Origin of the sequence: Pseudonocardia kunmingensis, assembly GCF_006716445.1 — a bacterium.
Classification (GTDB): Bacteria; Actinomycetota; Actinomycetes; order Mycobacteriales; family Pseudonocardiaceae; genus Pseudonocardia; species Pseudonocardia kunmingensis.
The window spans coordinates 39921-55775 of record NZ_VFPA01000005.1; the positions used below are offsets into that span (position 1 = coordinate 39921).

The 15855-nt window shown below is 75.1% G+C and carries 13 protein-coding genes and 1 pseudogene; 4 read left to right on the plus strand and 10 right to left on the minus strand.

The features are described from left to right. Positions 1-88: 88 nt before the first annotated feature. Together FB558_RS33730 and FB558_RS33735 are read left to right on the plus strand one after the other, a co-directional pair. Positions 89-1975 (plus strand): serine/threonine-protein kinase, encoded by a 1887-nt coding sequence (locus tag FB558_RS33730; protein WP_246106956.1) that lies wholly within the window; start codon positions 89-91, stop codon positions 1973-1975. Between the two features lie 53 nt (positions 1976-2028). After that, positions 2029-3120 (plus strand): heparan-alpha-glucosaminide N-acetyltransferase domain-containing protein, encoded by a 1092-nt coding sequence (locus FB558_RS33735; RefSeq protein ID WP_142060731.1) that lies wholly within the window; start codon positions 2029-2031, stop codon positions 3118-3120. A 28-nt stretch (positions 3121-3148) separates the two neighbouring features. On the opposite strand, the gene FB558_RS33740 is transcribed toward FB558_RS33735, so the two are convergent. Continuing rightward, a complete protein-coding gene (locus FB558_RS33740; RefSeq protein WP_142060733.1) occupies positions 3149-3754 on the minus strand; it encodes a TetR/AcrR family transcriptional regulator in 606 nt (201 codons plus the stop codon). Between the two features lie 115 nt (positions 3755-3869). Here FB558_RS33740 and FB558_RS33745 point away from each other — a divergent pair, with 115 nt between their 5' ends. Continuing rightward, entirely contained in the window at positions 3870-4490 is a 621-nt protein-coding gene (locus FB558_RS33745; protein WP_211367081.1) for a CatB-related O-acetyltransferase, read from the plus strand. Positions 4491-4753: 263 nt separating this feature from the next. Here the strand turns inward: FB558_RS33745 and FB558_RS33750 are convergent, their stop codons facing one another. Continuing rightward, entirely contained in the window at positions 4754-5746 is a 993-nt protein-coding gene (locus FB558_RS33750; protein WP_142060737.1) for a helix-turn-helix transcriptional regulator, read from the minus strand. An 86-nt stretch (positions 5747-5832) separates the two neighbouring features. Between FB558_RS33750 and FB558_RS33755 the strand changes: the two genes are divergently transcribed. Next, positions 5833-6231, plus strand: a complete 399-nt coding sequence (locus tag FB558_RS33755) for a VOC family protein (RefSeq protein ID WP_142060739.1) — start codon at positions 5833-5835, stop codon at positions 6229-6231. 134 nt (positions 6232-6365) lie between these two features. On the opposite strand, the pseudogene FB558_RS45870 reads toward FB558_RS33755, so the two are convergent. The 8 genes and pseudogenes from FB558_RS45870 to FB558_RS33790 form a co-directional block, all read right to left on the minus strand. Next, positions 6366-6584: pseudogene (locus FB558_RS45870) on the minus strand (DUF6924 domain-containing protein); the annotation flags it as partial. 22 nt (positions 6585-6606) lie between these two features. Continuing rightward, positions 6607-7377 carry an SWIM zinc finger family protein gene (locus FB558_RS33760; RefSeq protein WP_142060740.1) on the minus strand — a complete coding sequence of 257 codons (771 nt, stop codon included), beginning with the start codon at positions 7375-7377 and terminating at the stop codon, positions 6607-6609. Next, entirely contained in the window at positions 7374-10316 is a 2943-nt protein-coding gene (locus FB558_RS33765) for a DEAD/DEAH box helicase (protein ID WP_142060742.1), read from the minus strand. Before FB558_RS33765 ends, FB558_RS33760 begins: the two co-directional genes overlap by 4 nt. Before the next feature lie 118 nt (positions 10317-10434). Next, positions 10435-12711, minus strand: coding sequence for an ATP-binding cassette domain-containing protein (locus tag FB558_RS33770; RefSeq protein ID WP_142060744.1), 2277 nt, complete (start codon positions 12709-12711; stop codon positions 10435-10437). Positions 12712-12754: 43 nt separating this feature from the next. Then, positions 12755-13204, minus strand: a complete 450-nt coding sequence (locus FB558_RS33775) for a nitroreductase/quinone reductase family protein (protein WP_142060746.1) — start codon at positions 13202-13204, stop codon at positions 12755-12757. Continuing rightward, the gene (locus tag FB558_RS33780; RefSeq protein ID WP_142060748.1) at positions 13201-14010 is read right to left on the minus strand and encodes an ABC transporter permease; all 810 of its coding nucleotides are present in this window, start codon (positions 14008-14010) and stop codon (positions 13201-13203) included. The genes FB558_RS33775 and FB558_RS33780 overlap by 4 nt, the downstream gene beginning before the upstream one ends. After that, positions 14007-14990, minus strand: coding sequence for an ATP-binding cassette domain-containing protein (locus FB558_RS33785; protein WP_142061826.1), 984 nt, complete (start codon positions 14988-14990; stop codon positions 14007-14009). Before FB558_RS33785 ends, FB558_RS33780 begins: the two co-directional genes overlap by 4 nt. Before the next feature lie 96 nt (positions 14991-15086). Then, the gene (locus FB558_RS33790; protein WP_142060750.1) at positions 15087-15689 is read right to left on the minus strand and encodes a PadR family transcriptional regulator; all 603 of its coding nucleotides are present in this window, start codon (positions 15687-15689) and stop codon (positions 15087-15089) included. Between the last annotated feature and the right edge of the window lie 166 nt (positions 15690-15855).

A 15855-nucleotide genomic window follows, 5' to 3' on the forward strand; every position in this document is an offset into this window, starting at 1 on the left:
CTCGCGGTGCGCACGCCCGGGGGGTGCCATAGTGGAACCGGGACTCCACGGCGCTGCGCCGGGGAGGTGAGGGGAAGGGGAGCACGGCGTGGACGCGCTGACGGCACTCGTCGCCGGCCTCGTCGCCAGCCTGCGGGCCGGGCTGGCCGCGGACGTGTGTCCGGGCGGCTGGCCGTGGGCGGTCTCGGCGTTGGGCATCGGCGTCGGGCTGCTCCCGACGGCCGGTGCGGTCGGCGTGGTGCTGCTGCGCAAGCGGATCGGTTCCCGCTACGGGGCCGGGGAGTCGGTGCTGCTCGCGCTGGCCGGGCTGGTCAGCGCCGGCCTGCTGCCGCTGGTGGCGTTCACCGCCACGGGCCGGGTGTTCCGGGCGGCCGCGCTCGGGCGCGACGTGCCCGGGCTCACCGACGCGCAGGTCGCGGACCTCGGCACCCAGGCGTGCGGGGCGGGTCCGCAGTCGACCTACCTCGGCGGGTACTCCGTCGCCGCGGCCTTCGACCCGTCCGATCCGCTGCGCTTCGGCCTCGCGGTCGTGCTGCTCGTCGGGTTCCCGCTGGTGGCCGCGCTGTTCGTGGCGGCGCAGGCACGGCTGGCCCTGCGCCGCGGGCCGAGCTGGCCCGCCAAGTTCTTCTGGCTGCCCGCCCTCGCCCTCACCGTGCTCACGGCGCGCACCCCGGCCGGTTCGTCCGGGCACCTGTGGATCGGTGTCGCCACCGGCGCCTTCCTCGGGATCGCCGTCGTGCTGATGGCCGGCACGCCGTCGCGCGAGGTCGTGCGCCGCTCGTTGGCCGCCCCGGCGCCCCGCCCGCCGGCTCGGCGTCCGGAGCCCTCCCGCCGCCCGCTGCTGCGCCGGGACCCGGCGCCGCCCGTGTCCGCACCGCCCCGGCCGCCGGCGCAGGCCTCCCCGGCACCGGGCGTCGCGGCGCAGCGCTCCTGGTCCGACCGCATGGCGGAGCGGTTCGCCGCCCGCACGCCGGAACCGCCGGTGGTGCCGCAGCCCCGCACGGCCGCGCCCGCGCTCGCCCCGCAGCCCGGGCCGGTACCCCCGCGCGCGCAGCCGCCCGCTCCGCGGCGTCCCACGCTGGTCGCCCCCGCCCCGCCGGGCGCGGGTGCGCCCGTCCCCGGCGGCGCCCGGTTCCGGCTGGTCCGCAGGCTCGGCTCCGGCGGGTTCGGCCGGGTGTGGCTCGCGCACGACGCCCGCCTGGGGCACCCGGTCGCGCTCAAGGCCGCACACGCCCCCGACACCGAGACCGAGGAGCGCATCCGCAGGGAGGCGCGCGCCCTCGCCGCGGTGCGCCACCCGCACTGCGTGCGCATCCACGACCTGGTGCCGGCCGCGAGCGACCCCGGGCTGCGCGAGCTCGAGGGCATGGTCATCGTGATGGAGTACGTGGAGGGCGCCTCCCTCGGCGACCTGGTGCGCACCCGCGGCGTGCTCGACGACGTCGCCGCCGCCCGCGTCTGGTCCGGGATCGCGGGCGCCCTGGACGCCGCGCACGCCCGCAGCGTGATGCACCGCGACGTGAAGCCGGGCAACGTGGTGGTCGACCAGGCCGGGCTCGCGCACCTGATCGACTTCGGGATCGCGCGGCGCACCGGCGACTCCACGATGACGATGGCGGGCTTCGTGCTCGGCACCCCGGACTTCCTCGCCCCCGAGGTGGCCTGCGGTGAGCGGGCCACACCGGCCTCGGACGCCTGGCAGCTCGGCGCCACGATCTCCTACGCCCTCACCGGCCACCCGCCCCGCGGCGGCCACCCCGACGCGGTGTCCGGGCTGCGGGCGGCGGCGGTCGGGGCGCCGCTGACGCACCTGCCGCAGGGTTCGGCGCACCTGGCGCTGCTGCGGGCCGCGATGGACACCGACCCGCGCAGGCGCCCGTCGATGCGCACGGTGCAGGGCGCGCTCGAGGAGTGGCTGCGCCGGGCCGGGGTGCGTCCCGACGGCCCGGTGACGGCCGGCGCCCGCGTCCGGTGACCCGGGCGCTCCCCACGGAGGCGCCCGCCTCCCGTAGGGGGCGCATCCTCGGGGTGGACGCGGCGCGCGCGGTGGCGCTCGTCGGGATGTTCGCCACGCACATCTTCCCGCTGCGCGCCGACGGGCAGGAGACGCTCACCGCCCAGGTGGCGTCCGGGCGGGCGTCGGCGCTGTTCGCGGTGCTCGCCGGCGTGGGGATCGCGCTCGCCACCGGCGGCACGCGGCCACCGGACGGCGCGCGGGCGCACCTCGCCGCGGCGGCCGGGCTGGCGGTGCGCGGCGTGCTGGTCGGCGCGCTCGGCCTGACGCTGGTGGCGCTCGACCCGCCGGTCGCGGTGATCCTGGCCTACTACGGGCTGCTGTTCCTCCTGGCCACGCCGCTGCTGCGGCTGCCGGCGCCGGTGCTGGCCGGGGGTGCGGTGCTCGCGTGCGTCCTCATGCCGGTGGTGAGCCAGCTGCTGCGGGCCGATTTGCCCGGCGGATACCCGGACCAACCCGGGTGGGCGGCGCTCGCCGACCCGGGCGCGCTGCTGGTCACCCTCGGGCTCACCGGCACCTACCCGGTCCTGACCTGGACGACCTACCTGCTCGCCGGCATGGCGGTCGGCCGGCTGGACCTGGGCCGCACGCGGGTGGCCGCCGGGCTGCTCGGGGGTGGGGTGGCGCTCGCGGCGGCCGCGCACACGGCGTCGGCGCTGCTGCTCGGGGCCGGCGGCGCCGTGGTGCTGGGCGGGGCGGCGACGCAGCGGCACCACGGGACCACGCCCGTCGGGTCCTGGTGGTGGCTCGCCGTCGACAGCCCGCACTCCGGCTCCCCGCTCGACCTCGCCGCCACCGTCGGCAGTGCCCTCGCTGTACTGGGGGCGATGCTGGTGCTGGCGCGCGTCGCGCGTCCGCTCGTACTGGTGCCCGCTGCGGTCGGGGCCGCCCCGCTGACCGTGTACGCGCTGCACGTGGTCGCGGTGACGGTGTACCCCGGCCGCGGTCCCGACGACGCGGCGGTGTGGCTGGGCAACGTGCTCGGCGCGACGCTCGTCGGGGTGGTGCTGTGGTGGGCGGGCACGCGCGGGCCCTTGGAGGCGGTGCTGGCCGCGGCCGGCCGCGCCACGCGGCAGTCGGTCCAGGGCCGCGTGGCTCAGCGCTAGCGCCCTCCCGCTGAGCCGGCCGGTGGCCTCACGCGAAGGCACCGGCGGATGCGGCGAGGACGGCGGTCCGGGCCGCCTGGTCGGGCAGGTCCGGGTCTGCGGGCGTGCGCAGCAGCACCAGCTGGTGGTAGACGGGTGCGGTCGCGGCGAGGAGCAGCCGCCGCGCGTCGGTGCGTGGTGGGAGCTCGCCCCGCCGGACGGCCCGCGCGACGATGCTCTCGCAGCGGGCGTACCGGTCCTCCCACAGGCGCCGCTGGGCGTGCTCGGCCTGCTCCGAGCGGAACGATGCGGCGATCAGGGCCGCGACGACCGGCGGCTGCGCGGTCAGCGCGTCCTGGATCTCGTGGTTCAGCGCGGCCAGGTCCCCGCGCAGCGAGCCGGTGTCCGGGGGCTGCCAGCCGTCGTCGCCCGCGGCGTCCAGGGCGTCGGCGAGCAGGCCGCCGACGTCGCTCCATCGCCGGTACACCGTGGCGCGGTGCACGCCGGCACGGGCGGCGACGGCATCCACGGTGAGCCCGTCGTAACCGCGCTCCCCGAGCTCCGCGAGGAGCGCGTCGAGGACCTGCGAGCGGATGCGGGCGGTGCGGCCGCCGGGGCGGCGCCGGGTGCCCTCTGGGGGTGCTGGGGAAGTCATGGGGGTCCGGTCGTTCGGTGGGGCGGCGTCGTGGCACGATCTTAATGCATCAGTTGTCGCACTAGTGGAGTTGATCGTGCAGCCCGTTCCCCCCGACCCGACCGTGGTGCACCCGATGCCCGAGCAGCCGCGAGTGGTGCTGCTGAAGCCGCTGGTCACCTCCCCGCTCATCGAGGTCGGGGAGTTCTCCTACTACGACGACCCGGACGACCCGACCGCCTTCGAGACCCGCAACGTGCTGTACCACTACGGGCCCGAGAAGCTGGTCATCGGCAGGTTCTGCGCGCTCGGCGAGGGCGTGCGGTTCCTCATGAACGGCGCCAACCACCGCATGGACGGTCCATCGACGTTCCCGTTCCCGATCATGGGCGGGTCCTGGGCCGGGCACGTCGACCTGATCACGGGCCTGCCCGGACGGGGGGACACCGTGGTGGGCCACGACGTCTGGCTCGGATATCGGTCCACGGTGATGCCCGGCGTCCGGATCGGGCACGGGGCGATCGTCGCGTCCGGCGCCGTGGTCGTCGACGACGTCCCCGACTACGGCATCGTCGGCGGCAACCCCGCCCGGCTCATCCGCCGCCGCTACGACGACGCGGACGTCGACCGGCTCCTCGCGCTCGCCTGGTGGGACTGGCCGCTCCCGCACCTCACCGCGCACCTGCGCAAGATCATGTCCGGGAGCATCGACGACCTGGAGGCCGCGGCATCCGCGCTCCCGGAGCAGACCCCGTGACCGAGACGCGCAAGGCTCCTCCACGGACCCGTTCGTCGCTTGGCTCCGCGCCAACGGCCTCCCGCTCATCCATCTCGACCCGGCAGCGCCCCTCGACGACCTGGAGCCGCTCGCGACACGATCGGCCACGCGCGGGTCGCCGCGATCGGCGAGCACTCCCACTTCATCGCGGAGTTCGCACTCCTGCGCGACGCGTTCGACGGCGTCCTCGACAGGGCACCTCCACCATCGCCGACGGCCTCACGATCTGAGGGTCCCTGCCGCTACCCGCCGGATTCCGGGCCCGCGCCGCGCGGATGGCGCCGGGCCGAGCGCGTGAGCCGGTCGGCGAGCGCCACGATCAGGTCGCGGAGCTCGTCCGGTCGTTCGACGACGAAGGGCAGGTCGAGCGCCGCGAGCACGCCGGGCAGCCAGTCGAGCCGTTCCACCCGCAGCTCGACGCGAGCCCAGTGTCCGGTGTCCGGCTCCGCCACGACCGCGATGCCGGCGGGGAGCCGGGTGCGGATCTGCTCGGTGGTTCCCTGGACCCGCAGGGTCACCTCGTGCCGGTACGGGGCGGCGAGCCCCGTCAGGACCCGCTCCGCCGGGTCGAGCCCGTCGGGCGGCGCGAACGAGCCGGGCAGGGTCCTCGCGCCGGCGATGCGGTCCAGCCGGATCGTCCGGTCCTCGCCGATCGCGGGATCGGCACCGGTCACGTACCACCGGCCCGAGTGGGCGACGAGCCCGTACGGGTGCAGCGTGCGTTCGCTGCGCCGGCCGTCGGCGGCGGTGTAGCGGATCGACACCGGCCGGTGGTGCCGCACGGCGTCGGCGATCGCGAGCAGGACCGCGGTCTCCGGCGCAGTCGCTTCACCGGCCGCAGCGGTGAAGGCGAGGGAGTCGAGCACGGCGTCGAGCCGGTGGCCGAGCCGCTCGGGCAGCACCCGCCGGATCTTGGCCGCTGCCGTCTCGCTCGCCGTGCCCGTGGTCGTCATCAAGCCGGCTCGGCGCCCTGCGACCAGCCCGAGCAGCACGGCGAGCGCCTCGTCGTCGCTCAGCATGAGCGGAGGCAGGCGGTAACCGGAGGCGAGCCGGTAGCCGCCGTAGCGGCCGCGCACCGACTCCACGGGCACGTCGAGGTCGAGGAGGTGGCCGACGTAGCGCCGCACCGTGCGTTCGTCCACGTCGAGCCGGTCGGCGAGTTCGGCCACGGTCCGGGTGCCCCCCGACTGCAGGAGCTCCAGCAGGGTGAGCACGCGGGCAACGGGACGGGGCACATGTCCAGTCTCCCGCAATACCGGGCGGGTTCTACCCGGTATCAGTCCTAACGTGGCGTCAGCAGCACCGACGACCAGGAGAACCCGTGAACTTCGTGTCGATCCGCATCATCACCGGCGACGTCGCCCGCCTCGTCGACTTCTACGAGCGCGCAACCGCCGTGCGGGCGAGCTGGGCCACCGAGGACTTCGCCGAGCTCAGGACCGCCTCGGCCACCCTCGCGATCGCAGGCACCCGCACCGTCGCGCTGTTCGCGCCGGGCTCCGCCCACCCGGCGGACAACCGCAGCGTCATCATCGAGTTCCTCGTCGACGACGTCGACGGCGTGCACGAGAACCTGACCGGCTCCGGGGTGGACCTCGTCTGCGAGCCCACCACGATGCCCTGGGGCAACCGCGCGCTCCTGTGCCGCGACCCCGACGGCAACCTCGCCAACTTCTTCACCCCGGTCACCCCGGCCGCCATCGCGAAGTTCGCCCGCTGACGGGCCCTCACCGCCCGGTCGGCACGCTGGGGGACGGGGGGCTGCTTGCGCCACCTCGTGTCGCCCGCTCGACTGCTGGTGCACTCGAGCGCGGCCCGCGCCTGGTGGTGCCGGTCGGAGAGCCGGTACACACCGGAATGGTCGAAGGAGTCGGAGTCGAGGTAGTCGTCGAAGCTCGCGTTGGAGATCTCGAGGTTGCCCACGACGGAGCGGAGCGCGTCCGGCACCGCCACCCGGAACTTCCGGCCGGGCTCCTCATCGACCTCGACCAGCAACGGCGAACGCCCGACGGAGGAGGACGTGCGGTCGTCGGCGACGACGAGCACCGGATAGACGCTGCCGCCGGGAACCAGCGCGTTCGGGCTCGACGGCCGGTCACCCCGGCCCGAGCAGCTCCCGGGCCCGGGCGGCGGCGTGCGCGACCAGGCCGGCGAGGGCGTCCGGCGGCAGGTCCGGGGCCGCGGGGAACACCGGGACGGCGGCCCTACCCGGTGGGCCGAGGGGGCCGGGCAGCGCACCGGCGACGGACGCGTGCGCCGCTGCCGCGGGCACCGGCCGGTCCACGTCCCGGACAGCGGGCGCCTCCGGTGCGCTCGGCCCGGTCTCCAGGAGCTCCAGCAGCTCCTCGGCGCCGCGCCCCCGCAGCAGGAGCAGCACGAACGGGTCGTCGTCGAGCAGCCACGCCGCCTGGTAGCACAGGGCCGCCGCGTGCTGGCAGGGGTCGCCGATGTCCGGGCAGTCGCACTCGGACTCGAGGTCGCCGATCGTGGGCAGCAGCGCGACGTCGGCGGCGTCGGCCGAGCGCACGAGCGAGCGCGGCACCTCCCGGTCGAGCAGGGCGGCGAGGTGGCCCGCCTCGGCGCGGACCTGGTCGGCGAACCGGTCCCACTCCGCCCCGGTCAGCTCGGCGAGGTGCACGACGACGTCGTAGCTGCCGTCCGGGTCGTCAACGGTGGCGGCGATCCGCCCGGGCGACACGGTGATCGGCCCGATCCGGCCGCTGCCTGCGAAGCGGCGGCCCCGACGCAGCAGGGTGGCGTCGAGCGCGGCGTCCTCCATGGCCGCGACGAACGCCTGCGCCCACCACGAGCGACCCCGGCGGCCCGGCCGCGGCGGGAACGCGGGGAACCCCCGCGCCGCGGTCACCCCTTCTCCCGCAGCGCGACCAGGTCGGCCAGCTCGGCGTCGGTAAGCTCGGTGAACGCCGACTCGCCGCCGGCGAGCACGGCGTCGGCCAGCGCCCGCTTGGACTCCAGCAACCTGGCGATGCGGTCCTCCACGGTGCCCTCGCTGATGAGCCGGTGCACCTGCACCGGGCGGGTCTGGCCGATCCGGTAGGCCCGGTCGGTGGCCTGCTCCTCGACGGCCGGGTTCCACCAGCGGTCGAAGTGCACGACGTGGTCGGCGCGGGTGAGGTTCAGCCCGGTGCCCGCGGCGCGCAGCGACAGCAGGAACACCGGCACGTCGCCGCGCTGGAACCGCTCCACCATCGCCTCCCGTTCGGGCACGGGCACGCCGCCGTGCAGGAACGCCACCGGCGTGCCGCGGGCCCGCAGGTGCCGCTCGAGCAGCCGTCCCATCGCCACGTACTGCGTGAACACCAGCGCGGCGCCGTCCTCGGCGAGGATGGTGTCGAGCAGCTCGTCGAGCAGCTCCAGCTTCCCCGAACGCCCGGCGAGCACCGGGTCGGGCTCCTTCGCGTACAGCGCGGGGTGGTCGCAGATCTGCTTGAGCGCGGTGAGCAGCGCGAGCACCAGTCCGCGGCGGGACATCCCGTCCGCGGCGGCGATGCGGGCCATCGTCTCGGCGACCGTGGCCTCGTACAGGCCGGCCTGCTCCCGGGTGAGGCCGACGGCGCGGTCGGTCTCGGTCTTGCGGGGCAGTTCGGGGGCGATGCCCGGGTCGGACTTGCGCCGCCGCAGCAGGAACGGCGCGAGCAGCCGCGCGAACCGCTCGGCCAGGCCCGGGTCGCGGCCGTCGGCGATCGGGTCGGCCCACCGGGCCCGGAACCGTTCGAGGCTGCCCAGCAGTCCGGGGGTGGTCCAGTCGAGGATCGACCACAGCTCGACCAGGTCGTTCTCCACCGGCGTACCGGTGAGCGCCACCCGCGCCGCGGACGGGACGCGGCGCAGCGCGAGCGCCGTGCCCGACGCCGGGTTCTTCACGTGCTGCGCCTCGTCGGCGACCACCAGGCCCCACGCGTGTGCCGCGAGCACGGTGACGTCCAGGCGCATCGTCGCGTAGGTGGTGAGGACGAACCCGTCGTGGGCCGGTAGCGCCCTGCCGGCACCGTGGTAGCGGTCCACCGGCACCCCGGGCGCGAACCGCGTGATCTCCCGCTCCCAGTTGCCCAGCAGCGACGCCGGGCAGACGACGAGCGTCGGGCCGGCGGTGTTCTCCCCGGCGAGCCCCCGCCTTGCTCCGCTGCGGCGGTTGCTCCCCGGAAGTGCGTGTGGGAGCGCGTGGCGGCGCAGGTGCAACGCGATCACCGTGATGGTCTTGCCCAGGCCCATGTCGTCGGCCAGGCACGCGCCGAGCCCGAGCGAGGTCATCCGGTCCAGCCAGCCCAGTCCGCGCAGCTGGTAGTCGCGCAGGACGGCGGCCAGCCCGTCCGGGGCCGCGACCGGGACGGGCGGCGCCGCGATCCGCTCCCGCAGCTCCTGCAGCCAGCCCGTGGTGACGACCGGGACCGGCGTGCCGCCGTCGTCGACCTGGCCGGTGAGCGCCGCACCCAGCGCCGCGATCCGGCTGACGGGGCCGAGGGTGCCCCGCCGGGCCCGTTCCCGGCTCGCCGGGTCGACGAGCACCCACTCGTCGCGCAACCGCACGACCGGGCGGTGGCTCGCGGCGAGCTCGGCCATCTCCTCGGCCGACAGCGGGTCGCCGCGCAGGGCGAGCTCCCAGTCCAGGTGCAGTGGCTCCCCGCCTGCCCCGAACGCCTCCGGGCCCGCGGCCGGCCCGGATCCCCGCCCCGCCACGGCGCGCGCCGAGACCTGCGGGCGCAGGTCGCGCGGCCAGTGCACCGCCACACCCGCCCCGGCGAGCCGGGCAGCGCCGTCGCCGAGCAGGTCGGCCACGTCGGCGTCGGTGAGGTCCAGCTCGTCGGGGACTGCCTGGCCGAGCAGCTGCTGCAGCGGGTCCCAGAACCGCGCGGCGCGCCGCACCGCGACCAGCGCGTCGATGCGCCCGCGCGGCCCGAACCCGACCGCCGCGCCGCTCCACACGCCCGCGAGATCAGCCACCCTGGTCGGGTCGTCGAGCGCGTGCAGTTGGACGACGGCGCGGAACCGCGTGGCGTCGCCGTCCGCCTCGATCCGCAGCGACAGGAGCACCCCGGCGTCGACGCCTGCCGCGACCTCGTCGGCCCAGTCCCGCAGCTGCGGCACGGCCTGCGGGGCGCGCGAGGCGAACGGGGTGTCGTCCGCGTCGGGCGTTCGCGGCAGCACGTCGGCCACCGCGTCGAGGAACGCCCGGACCAGCGGTGTCGCGGCCGGCAGTGCGGGCGGCGCGGAACCCGGCACCGGGACGGCCCGCGCGGTGGGCGGCAGCGCCGCGGCGAGGGTGTGCAGGCGATCGGCGTCGGCGGCGTCGAGCGGGCCGACCCGCCAGGCGTCCCAGCCGTCGCAGGAGACGCCGGGCAGCAGCCTGCCCCTGGCGACGAGGTGCACCGCGAACCGGGCCGCAGCCGCCCAGAACGCGAGGGCATCCCCACCCGCGCCACCCGCGCCGACCGTGCCATCGCCTGCCCGTTCGCGACATTCACCCTGCCCGAACGGGAGACTCGCCGCAGAGTCGGCGAGTCTCCCGTCCTGACCGGCCGAAGTACGCGTTCCGGCAGGGTCCGGCGCGTTGCCGATCCGGAGCAGCGCCGGGAGCGCCTCGTCGAGCGCCACCCACCGGGCCTGCACCGTCACCGTCGTGTCCCCGGGTGGCGGTGCGACGTCGGCGGTGCCGGGCGTGCCGAGGCCGAGCAGCAGGTCGCCGGTGAGCAGCAGCCGTCCGGCCCGGGGCGGGTCGGACGGGGCGAAGACGGCCAGCGGGGCGCCGGTCGCCGCGGGTGTCGGGGCGGGCTGGGTCGCGGTCATCGAACTCCCGAAGGGTGGTGAGAGGGGCATTCCGCCGAGGCGCGGCGGTCAAGATCTCGAGTATCGGTTGCCCATTGCTGTCGCGACGACCATGGGCAACCGATACTGCGGATCATGCTCAACGGGCGGCAGCGGCGGCGAGGTGGCGGGCGAGGTGCTCGCCGGTGAACGATCCCGGGGCCCGCACGAGTTCCCGCGGCGGACCTTCGAAGACGATCTGCCCGCCCGCGTCGCCGCCGTCCGGGCCCAGGTCGATGACCCAGTCGGCGTGCGCGATCACGTCCAGGTTGTGCTCGACGACGACCACGGAGCTGCCCCCGTCGACCAGCCGGTCCAGCAGCCCGAGCAGGTGCCCGCAGTCGGACATGTGCAGACCCGTTGTCGGCTCGTCCAGGACGTACAGGTTGCCCTGCTCGTGCAGCCGCCCGGCCAGCTTGAGCCGCTGGCACTCGCCGCCGGACAGCGTCGAGAGCGGCTGGCCGAGCGTCAGGTAACCCAGACCGACGTCGACGACGGCCTGCAGGCGGCGCCGGACGTCGCGCGCGGTGAAGAACTCCACCGCCTCCGCCGCGGTCATGTCCAGCGCGTCCGAGATCGACCTGCCCGCGACGGTGAGCGCGAGCACGTCCTCGGTGTAGCGGCGGCCGTGGCAGTCGGTGCAGGTGGAACGCACGCCGTCCAGGTAGGCCAGGTCGGTGTAGAGCACGCCCAGGCCCTTGCAGGTGGGGCAGGCGCCCGCGGAGTTGAAGCTGAACAGCGCGGGCTTCACGCCGGTGGCTTTCGCGTAGAGCTTGCGGATCGGGTCCATCACCCCGGTCCAGGTGGCGGGCGTGGACCGGATCGAGGTCGACACCGGGCTCTGGTCGACGACGATCGCCTCCGGGTGCTGGGGCACCAGCACCTCGCGCACCAGGGTGCTCTTGCCCGACCCGGCGACGCCGGTGAGCGCGACGAGCACCCCGAGCGGCACGTCGACGTCGAACCCGCGCAGGTTGTGGGCCGTGGCGTCGGTCAGGCGCAGGTGTCCGGTGGGGGTGCGGGGCTGCTCCCGCAGCGTGATCGGGCGGTGCAGGAACTCGCCGGTGAGCGTGCCGGAGGTCGCGAGCCCGGCGACGTCGCCCTCGTAGACGACCCGGCCGCCCTCGGTGCCCGCCCGCGGGCCGAGCTCCACCACGTGGTCGGCGGCGGTGATGACGTCGGTGTCGTGCTCGACGACCAGCACCGTGTTGCCCTTGTCGCGCAGGCGGTGCAGCAGCGCGTTCATCCGCCCGACGTCGCGCGGGTGCAGGCCGATCGTCGGCTCGTCGAACACGTACATGACGTCCACCAGCGACGAGCCGAGGTGGCGCACCATCTTGATCCGCTGCGACTCGCCGCCGGACAGCGTGGAGGTCTCCCGGTCGAGGGTGAGGTACCCCAGGCCCATGTCGATGAGCGCGCCGACCCGCTCGGTGGCCTCGTGCACGAGCGGTGCCACCTCGGCGTCCGACAGCGTGGGCAGCAGCGCGTGCACGGAGTGCAGGTCCATCGCCGTGACCCCGGGCAGCGTGTGCCCGCCGACCCTGGCCGTGCGCGCGGCCTCGTTCAGGCGGGTGCCACCGCAGTCGGGGCAGCGCACGGACGTGGTGAAGCGGGCCACGACCTCCCGCTTGCGCTCCGAGCTGCCCGAGTCGGCGTCGGCCTGGATGAACAGGCGGTTGAACTTCGCCTCGACGCCCTCGAAGTCCATCTTCAGGGCCTTGCGGCCCGGCTCGGCGATGACCACCTTCTCGTCCGAGCCCCACAGCAGCAGCTGCCACTCCGCGTCGGTGTAGTCCCGGAGCGGCTTGTCGTTGTCGAACTTCCCGGACTGCGCCCACACGTGCCAGTACCAGGAGTCGACGGCGAAGTCGCGGTGCAGGATCGCGCCCTCGTTCAGCGACCTGGACGTGTCGAACATCGCGGCGTGGTCGAGCTGCACCTTCCGCCCGATGCCCTTGCACCCCGGGCACATGCCCTGCGGCTCGTTGAACGAGAACGCGAAGCCGTACCCGACGTGCGGGGTGCTGCGCCGCGACCACAGCAGTCGCAGCAGCGGGTTGATGTCGGTGACGGTGCCCAGTGTGGAGCGGGCGCCGCCGCCGAGCCGCTTCTGGTCGACGACGATCGCCGTGGACAGCCCCTCGATCAGGTCGGCGTCGGGCTGGCCGAGCTTGGGCAGGAACCCGCGCACGAACGCCGAGAACGTCTCGTTGAGCTGCCGCTGGGCCTCCGCGGCGATGGTGTCGAACACCAGCGACGACTTGCCGGAGCCGGACACGCCGACGAACGCGGTGATCTGTCGCTTCGGGACCCGGACGGAGACGTCGCGCAGGTTGTTCTCACGCGCGCCCGTGACGCTGAGGTACTCGGTCATGCAGTCCTTCCTACGAGGGGCAGCGGACGGTTCCCGACCGGAATCACGCGGGCTCGACGCGGAACACGGCGCACCGGCCGGCCACGGCCTCGAACGCCTCCGGGGTGACCGCCTCGACGACCCCGGCGTCCGCCATGATCTTCGAGCCGTCCGTCATGCGGACCGGCCACAGCCGCAGCACCGGCAGCGCGGCCTGCGGGTCGAGCTCGACGAGCCGCACCCGCTCGCTGCGCCTGCCGGTGGCCAGCGTCGCGATGCCGTCGGCCGCCCGGACGTTGCGGGCCCAGTCGGCGCCCGGGAAGCCCTCGAGCAGGTAGCGGTTCCCCTCGTGCTCCAGCACCGAGAGCGGGGTGCTGCGCGGCTTGCCGCTCTTGCGGCCGGGCACGGTGAGCACCGGCAGCTCCTTCATGCCGATGCCGAGGCGCCGCAGCCCGAGGAAGACCTTGTTCATCGGCTTGAGCCAGCGGGGCGGGGTGTACGGGGACGCGGTCATCGGCTCATCTCCTGGAATCGACGGACGGACAGCGGCGCGAAGACCGCGATGATCACAACTGGCCAGACGACGGCCATCAGGACGGGGTGCTGCGCCACCCAGGAGTCGCCACCCCAGCCCGGGTTGCCGAACAGCCCCCGCGCGGCGGCCGCGGTGGACGAGAGCGGGTTCCACTCCGCGATCGTGCCGACGACCGTCGGCATCGCGCCCGGGGCGAGGAAGACCCCGGACAGGAACGCGACCGGGAACTCCAGCGCCTGGGCCGCGGTGACGGCGCCGGTGCCGCGGGCGAGCAGGCCGAGGTAGATGCCCACCCACAGCAACGCGAACCGCAGCAGCAGGAGCAGCCCGACGGCGGCGAGCGCCGCGGGGAGGCCACCGGTGATCCGCCAGCCCACCGCCAGCCCGACGAGCACGAGCGCGGCCAGGCCGATCGTCGAGATCGCGAGGTCGGCCGCGGCCCGCCCGACCAGCACGGCGGACGACGACATCGGCATCGAGCGGAACCGGTCGGTGATCCCGCGCTGGGCGTCGGTGACGACCGCGACCATCGTGCTGGCGAGCCCGGACAGCATCGTCATGGTCAGCATCCCCGGGAGCAGCAGCTGCCGGTAGTCGCCGCCGGGCACGCGCAGCATGCCGCCCAGCAGGTACACGAAGATCAGCAGGATGAGGATCGGGAACCCGATGCTCTCCGCGAGCTGGACGGGCTGGTGGCGCAGGTGCGCCAGGTAGCGGCGGGTGAGCGTGGCGGCGTCGGCGACGGCCCAGCCGATCCGCGAACCGGGCGCGGGGAGCACGGTCATGCCGGCACCTCCACGTCCGTGAGCTGCAGGAACACCTCGTCCAGGGTGGGGCGGCGCACGCTGAGGTCCTCCGCGTCGATGCCGTCGTGCTGCAGCCCGTGCACCACCGCGGCGAGCGCCTCCATCCGGTGCCGCACGGGGGCGGCGACCCGTTGGGTGGCCGCGTCCACCTCGGCGGCGGTGCCGGCCACCCGCTCCACGAGCGCGGCGGCCCGCGGCAGGTCCGCGGCGTGCCGGACGACCAGGTCGATCCGGTCGCCGCCGATGCGGGTGCGCAGCTCGTCCGGGGTGCCCTCGGCGATCACGTGCCCGCCCCCGCGCCCGGGCGCGCCGCCGCGGCTCCGCACGGCCAGCACCGAGATCCGGGCGGCGAGCTGGTCGGCCTCGTCCAGGTACTGGGTGGTGAGCAGCACCGTGGTGCCGCCGGCGACGAGCGTGCGCACGGCGTGCCAGACCTCCGCACGGCTGCGCGGGTCCAGCCCCGTGGTCGGCTCGTCGAGGAAGAGCACCGCGGGCGCGAGGATCATGCTCACCGCCAGGTCGAGGCGCCGCCGCATCCCGCCGGAGTACTTCCCGACCGGCCGCCGGCCGGTGTCGGTGAGGTCGAACTGGGCGAGCAGCTCGTCGGCGCGCCGCCGGGCGTCGGACGGCGACAGGTGGAACAGCCGGCCGAACATCACCAGGTTGCGGCGGCCGTCGAGGATCTCGTCGACCGCGGCGTACTGGCCGACGAGCCCGATCCGCCGGCGCACCTCGGCCGCCTGCGTGGCGACGTCGAACCCGTCGATGGCTGCGCGCCCGCCGTCAGCGCGCAGCAGGGTGGCGAGGATGCGGACGGCGGTGGTCTTGCCCGCCCCGTTGGGACCGAGCAGGCCGTGCACCGTGCCAGGCGGCACGGACAGGTCGAACCCGTCGAGCGCGAGCTCGGCGGATCCGGGGTAGCGCTTGCGGAGCGACTCGGCGCTCACCGCGGCGGCCATGTTCCTCCCGGTACTCAAGTTTGAACCCTGGGTCGGCGAGTGTGCCCGACGACCGGCGGGGTATGCAAACTTGAATCGTCGGAGAGCGGGCGAGCGTTACTCGTCCCGCGGCGGGTAGGGCGGGAACCTCAGCGCGTGCCAGCTCCCCGGCCGGCCCGGGGACCCCGGATCGCCCGCCATGGGGTAGGCGCCGGCCTCGAGCCGCTCGATGAGCCCCCGCGTCCACTCGGCGCTGCCGGCGGCGTTGTGCTCCCACAGGCCGAACAGCTCCTGGACGTGCGGCGGGTCGACCAACGCCTCGACCTGCGCGTGCGCCTTGTCCCTGGCCGCCTCCAACGCCTCGAGGCGCTTGCGCAGCAGGGCGACCGCCTCCGCGCGGGGGAGCGAGGGCAGCATCGCGAGCGCCGCGCCCAGGAAGTCGGGACGCGGCTGCGGGCGACGCAGCGCGTCGCGCAGGAGCTTCAGGTACTCGGCCTCACCGCGCTCGGTGAGCTCGTACTCGGTGCGGCCGGGGACGTCGTTGTGATCGAGCAGGAACCCGCCGTCGGTGAGGGAGCGCAGCGCGTGGTAGATCGAGCCCCACTTGACGTTGGCCCACTCGTCGGCGCCCCACGAGAGCAGGTCGTTGCCGATCCGGTAGCCGTGGGCACGCCCGTACCCGCGGACGATCCCGAGCACGAGCAGGCGCGTCGCCGACACGACGCCACCCTAGGCCACCCGCTTGGTTGTACCGCGCAAGTTGTCCGGCAACGCCTCGCCGCGTCACACGTCTTCCTGCGGGTGTACCCGCCATTCGTCGCGATGGAGGGCACCGGCTGCGCCGCGACGCCGCCCGGCTCTCACCCCGTGACCGCTATGGTCGGCC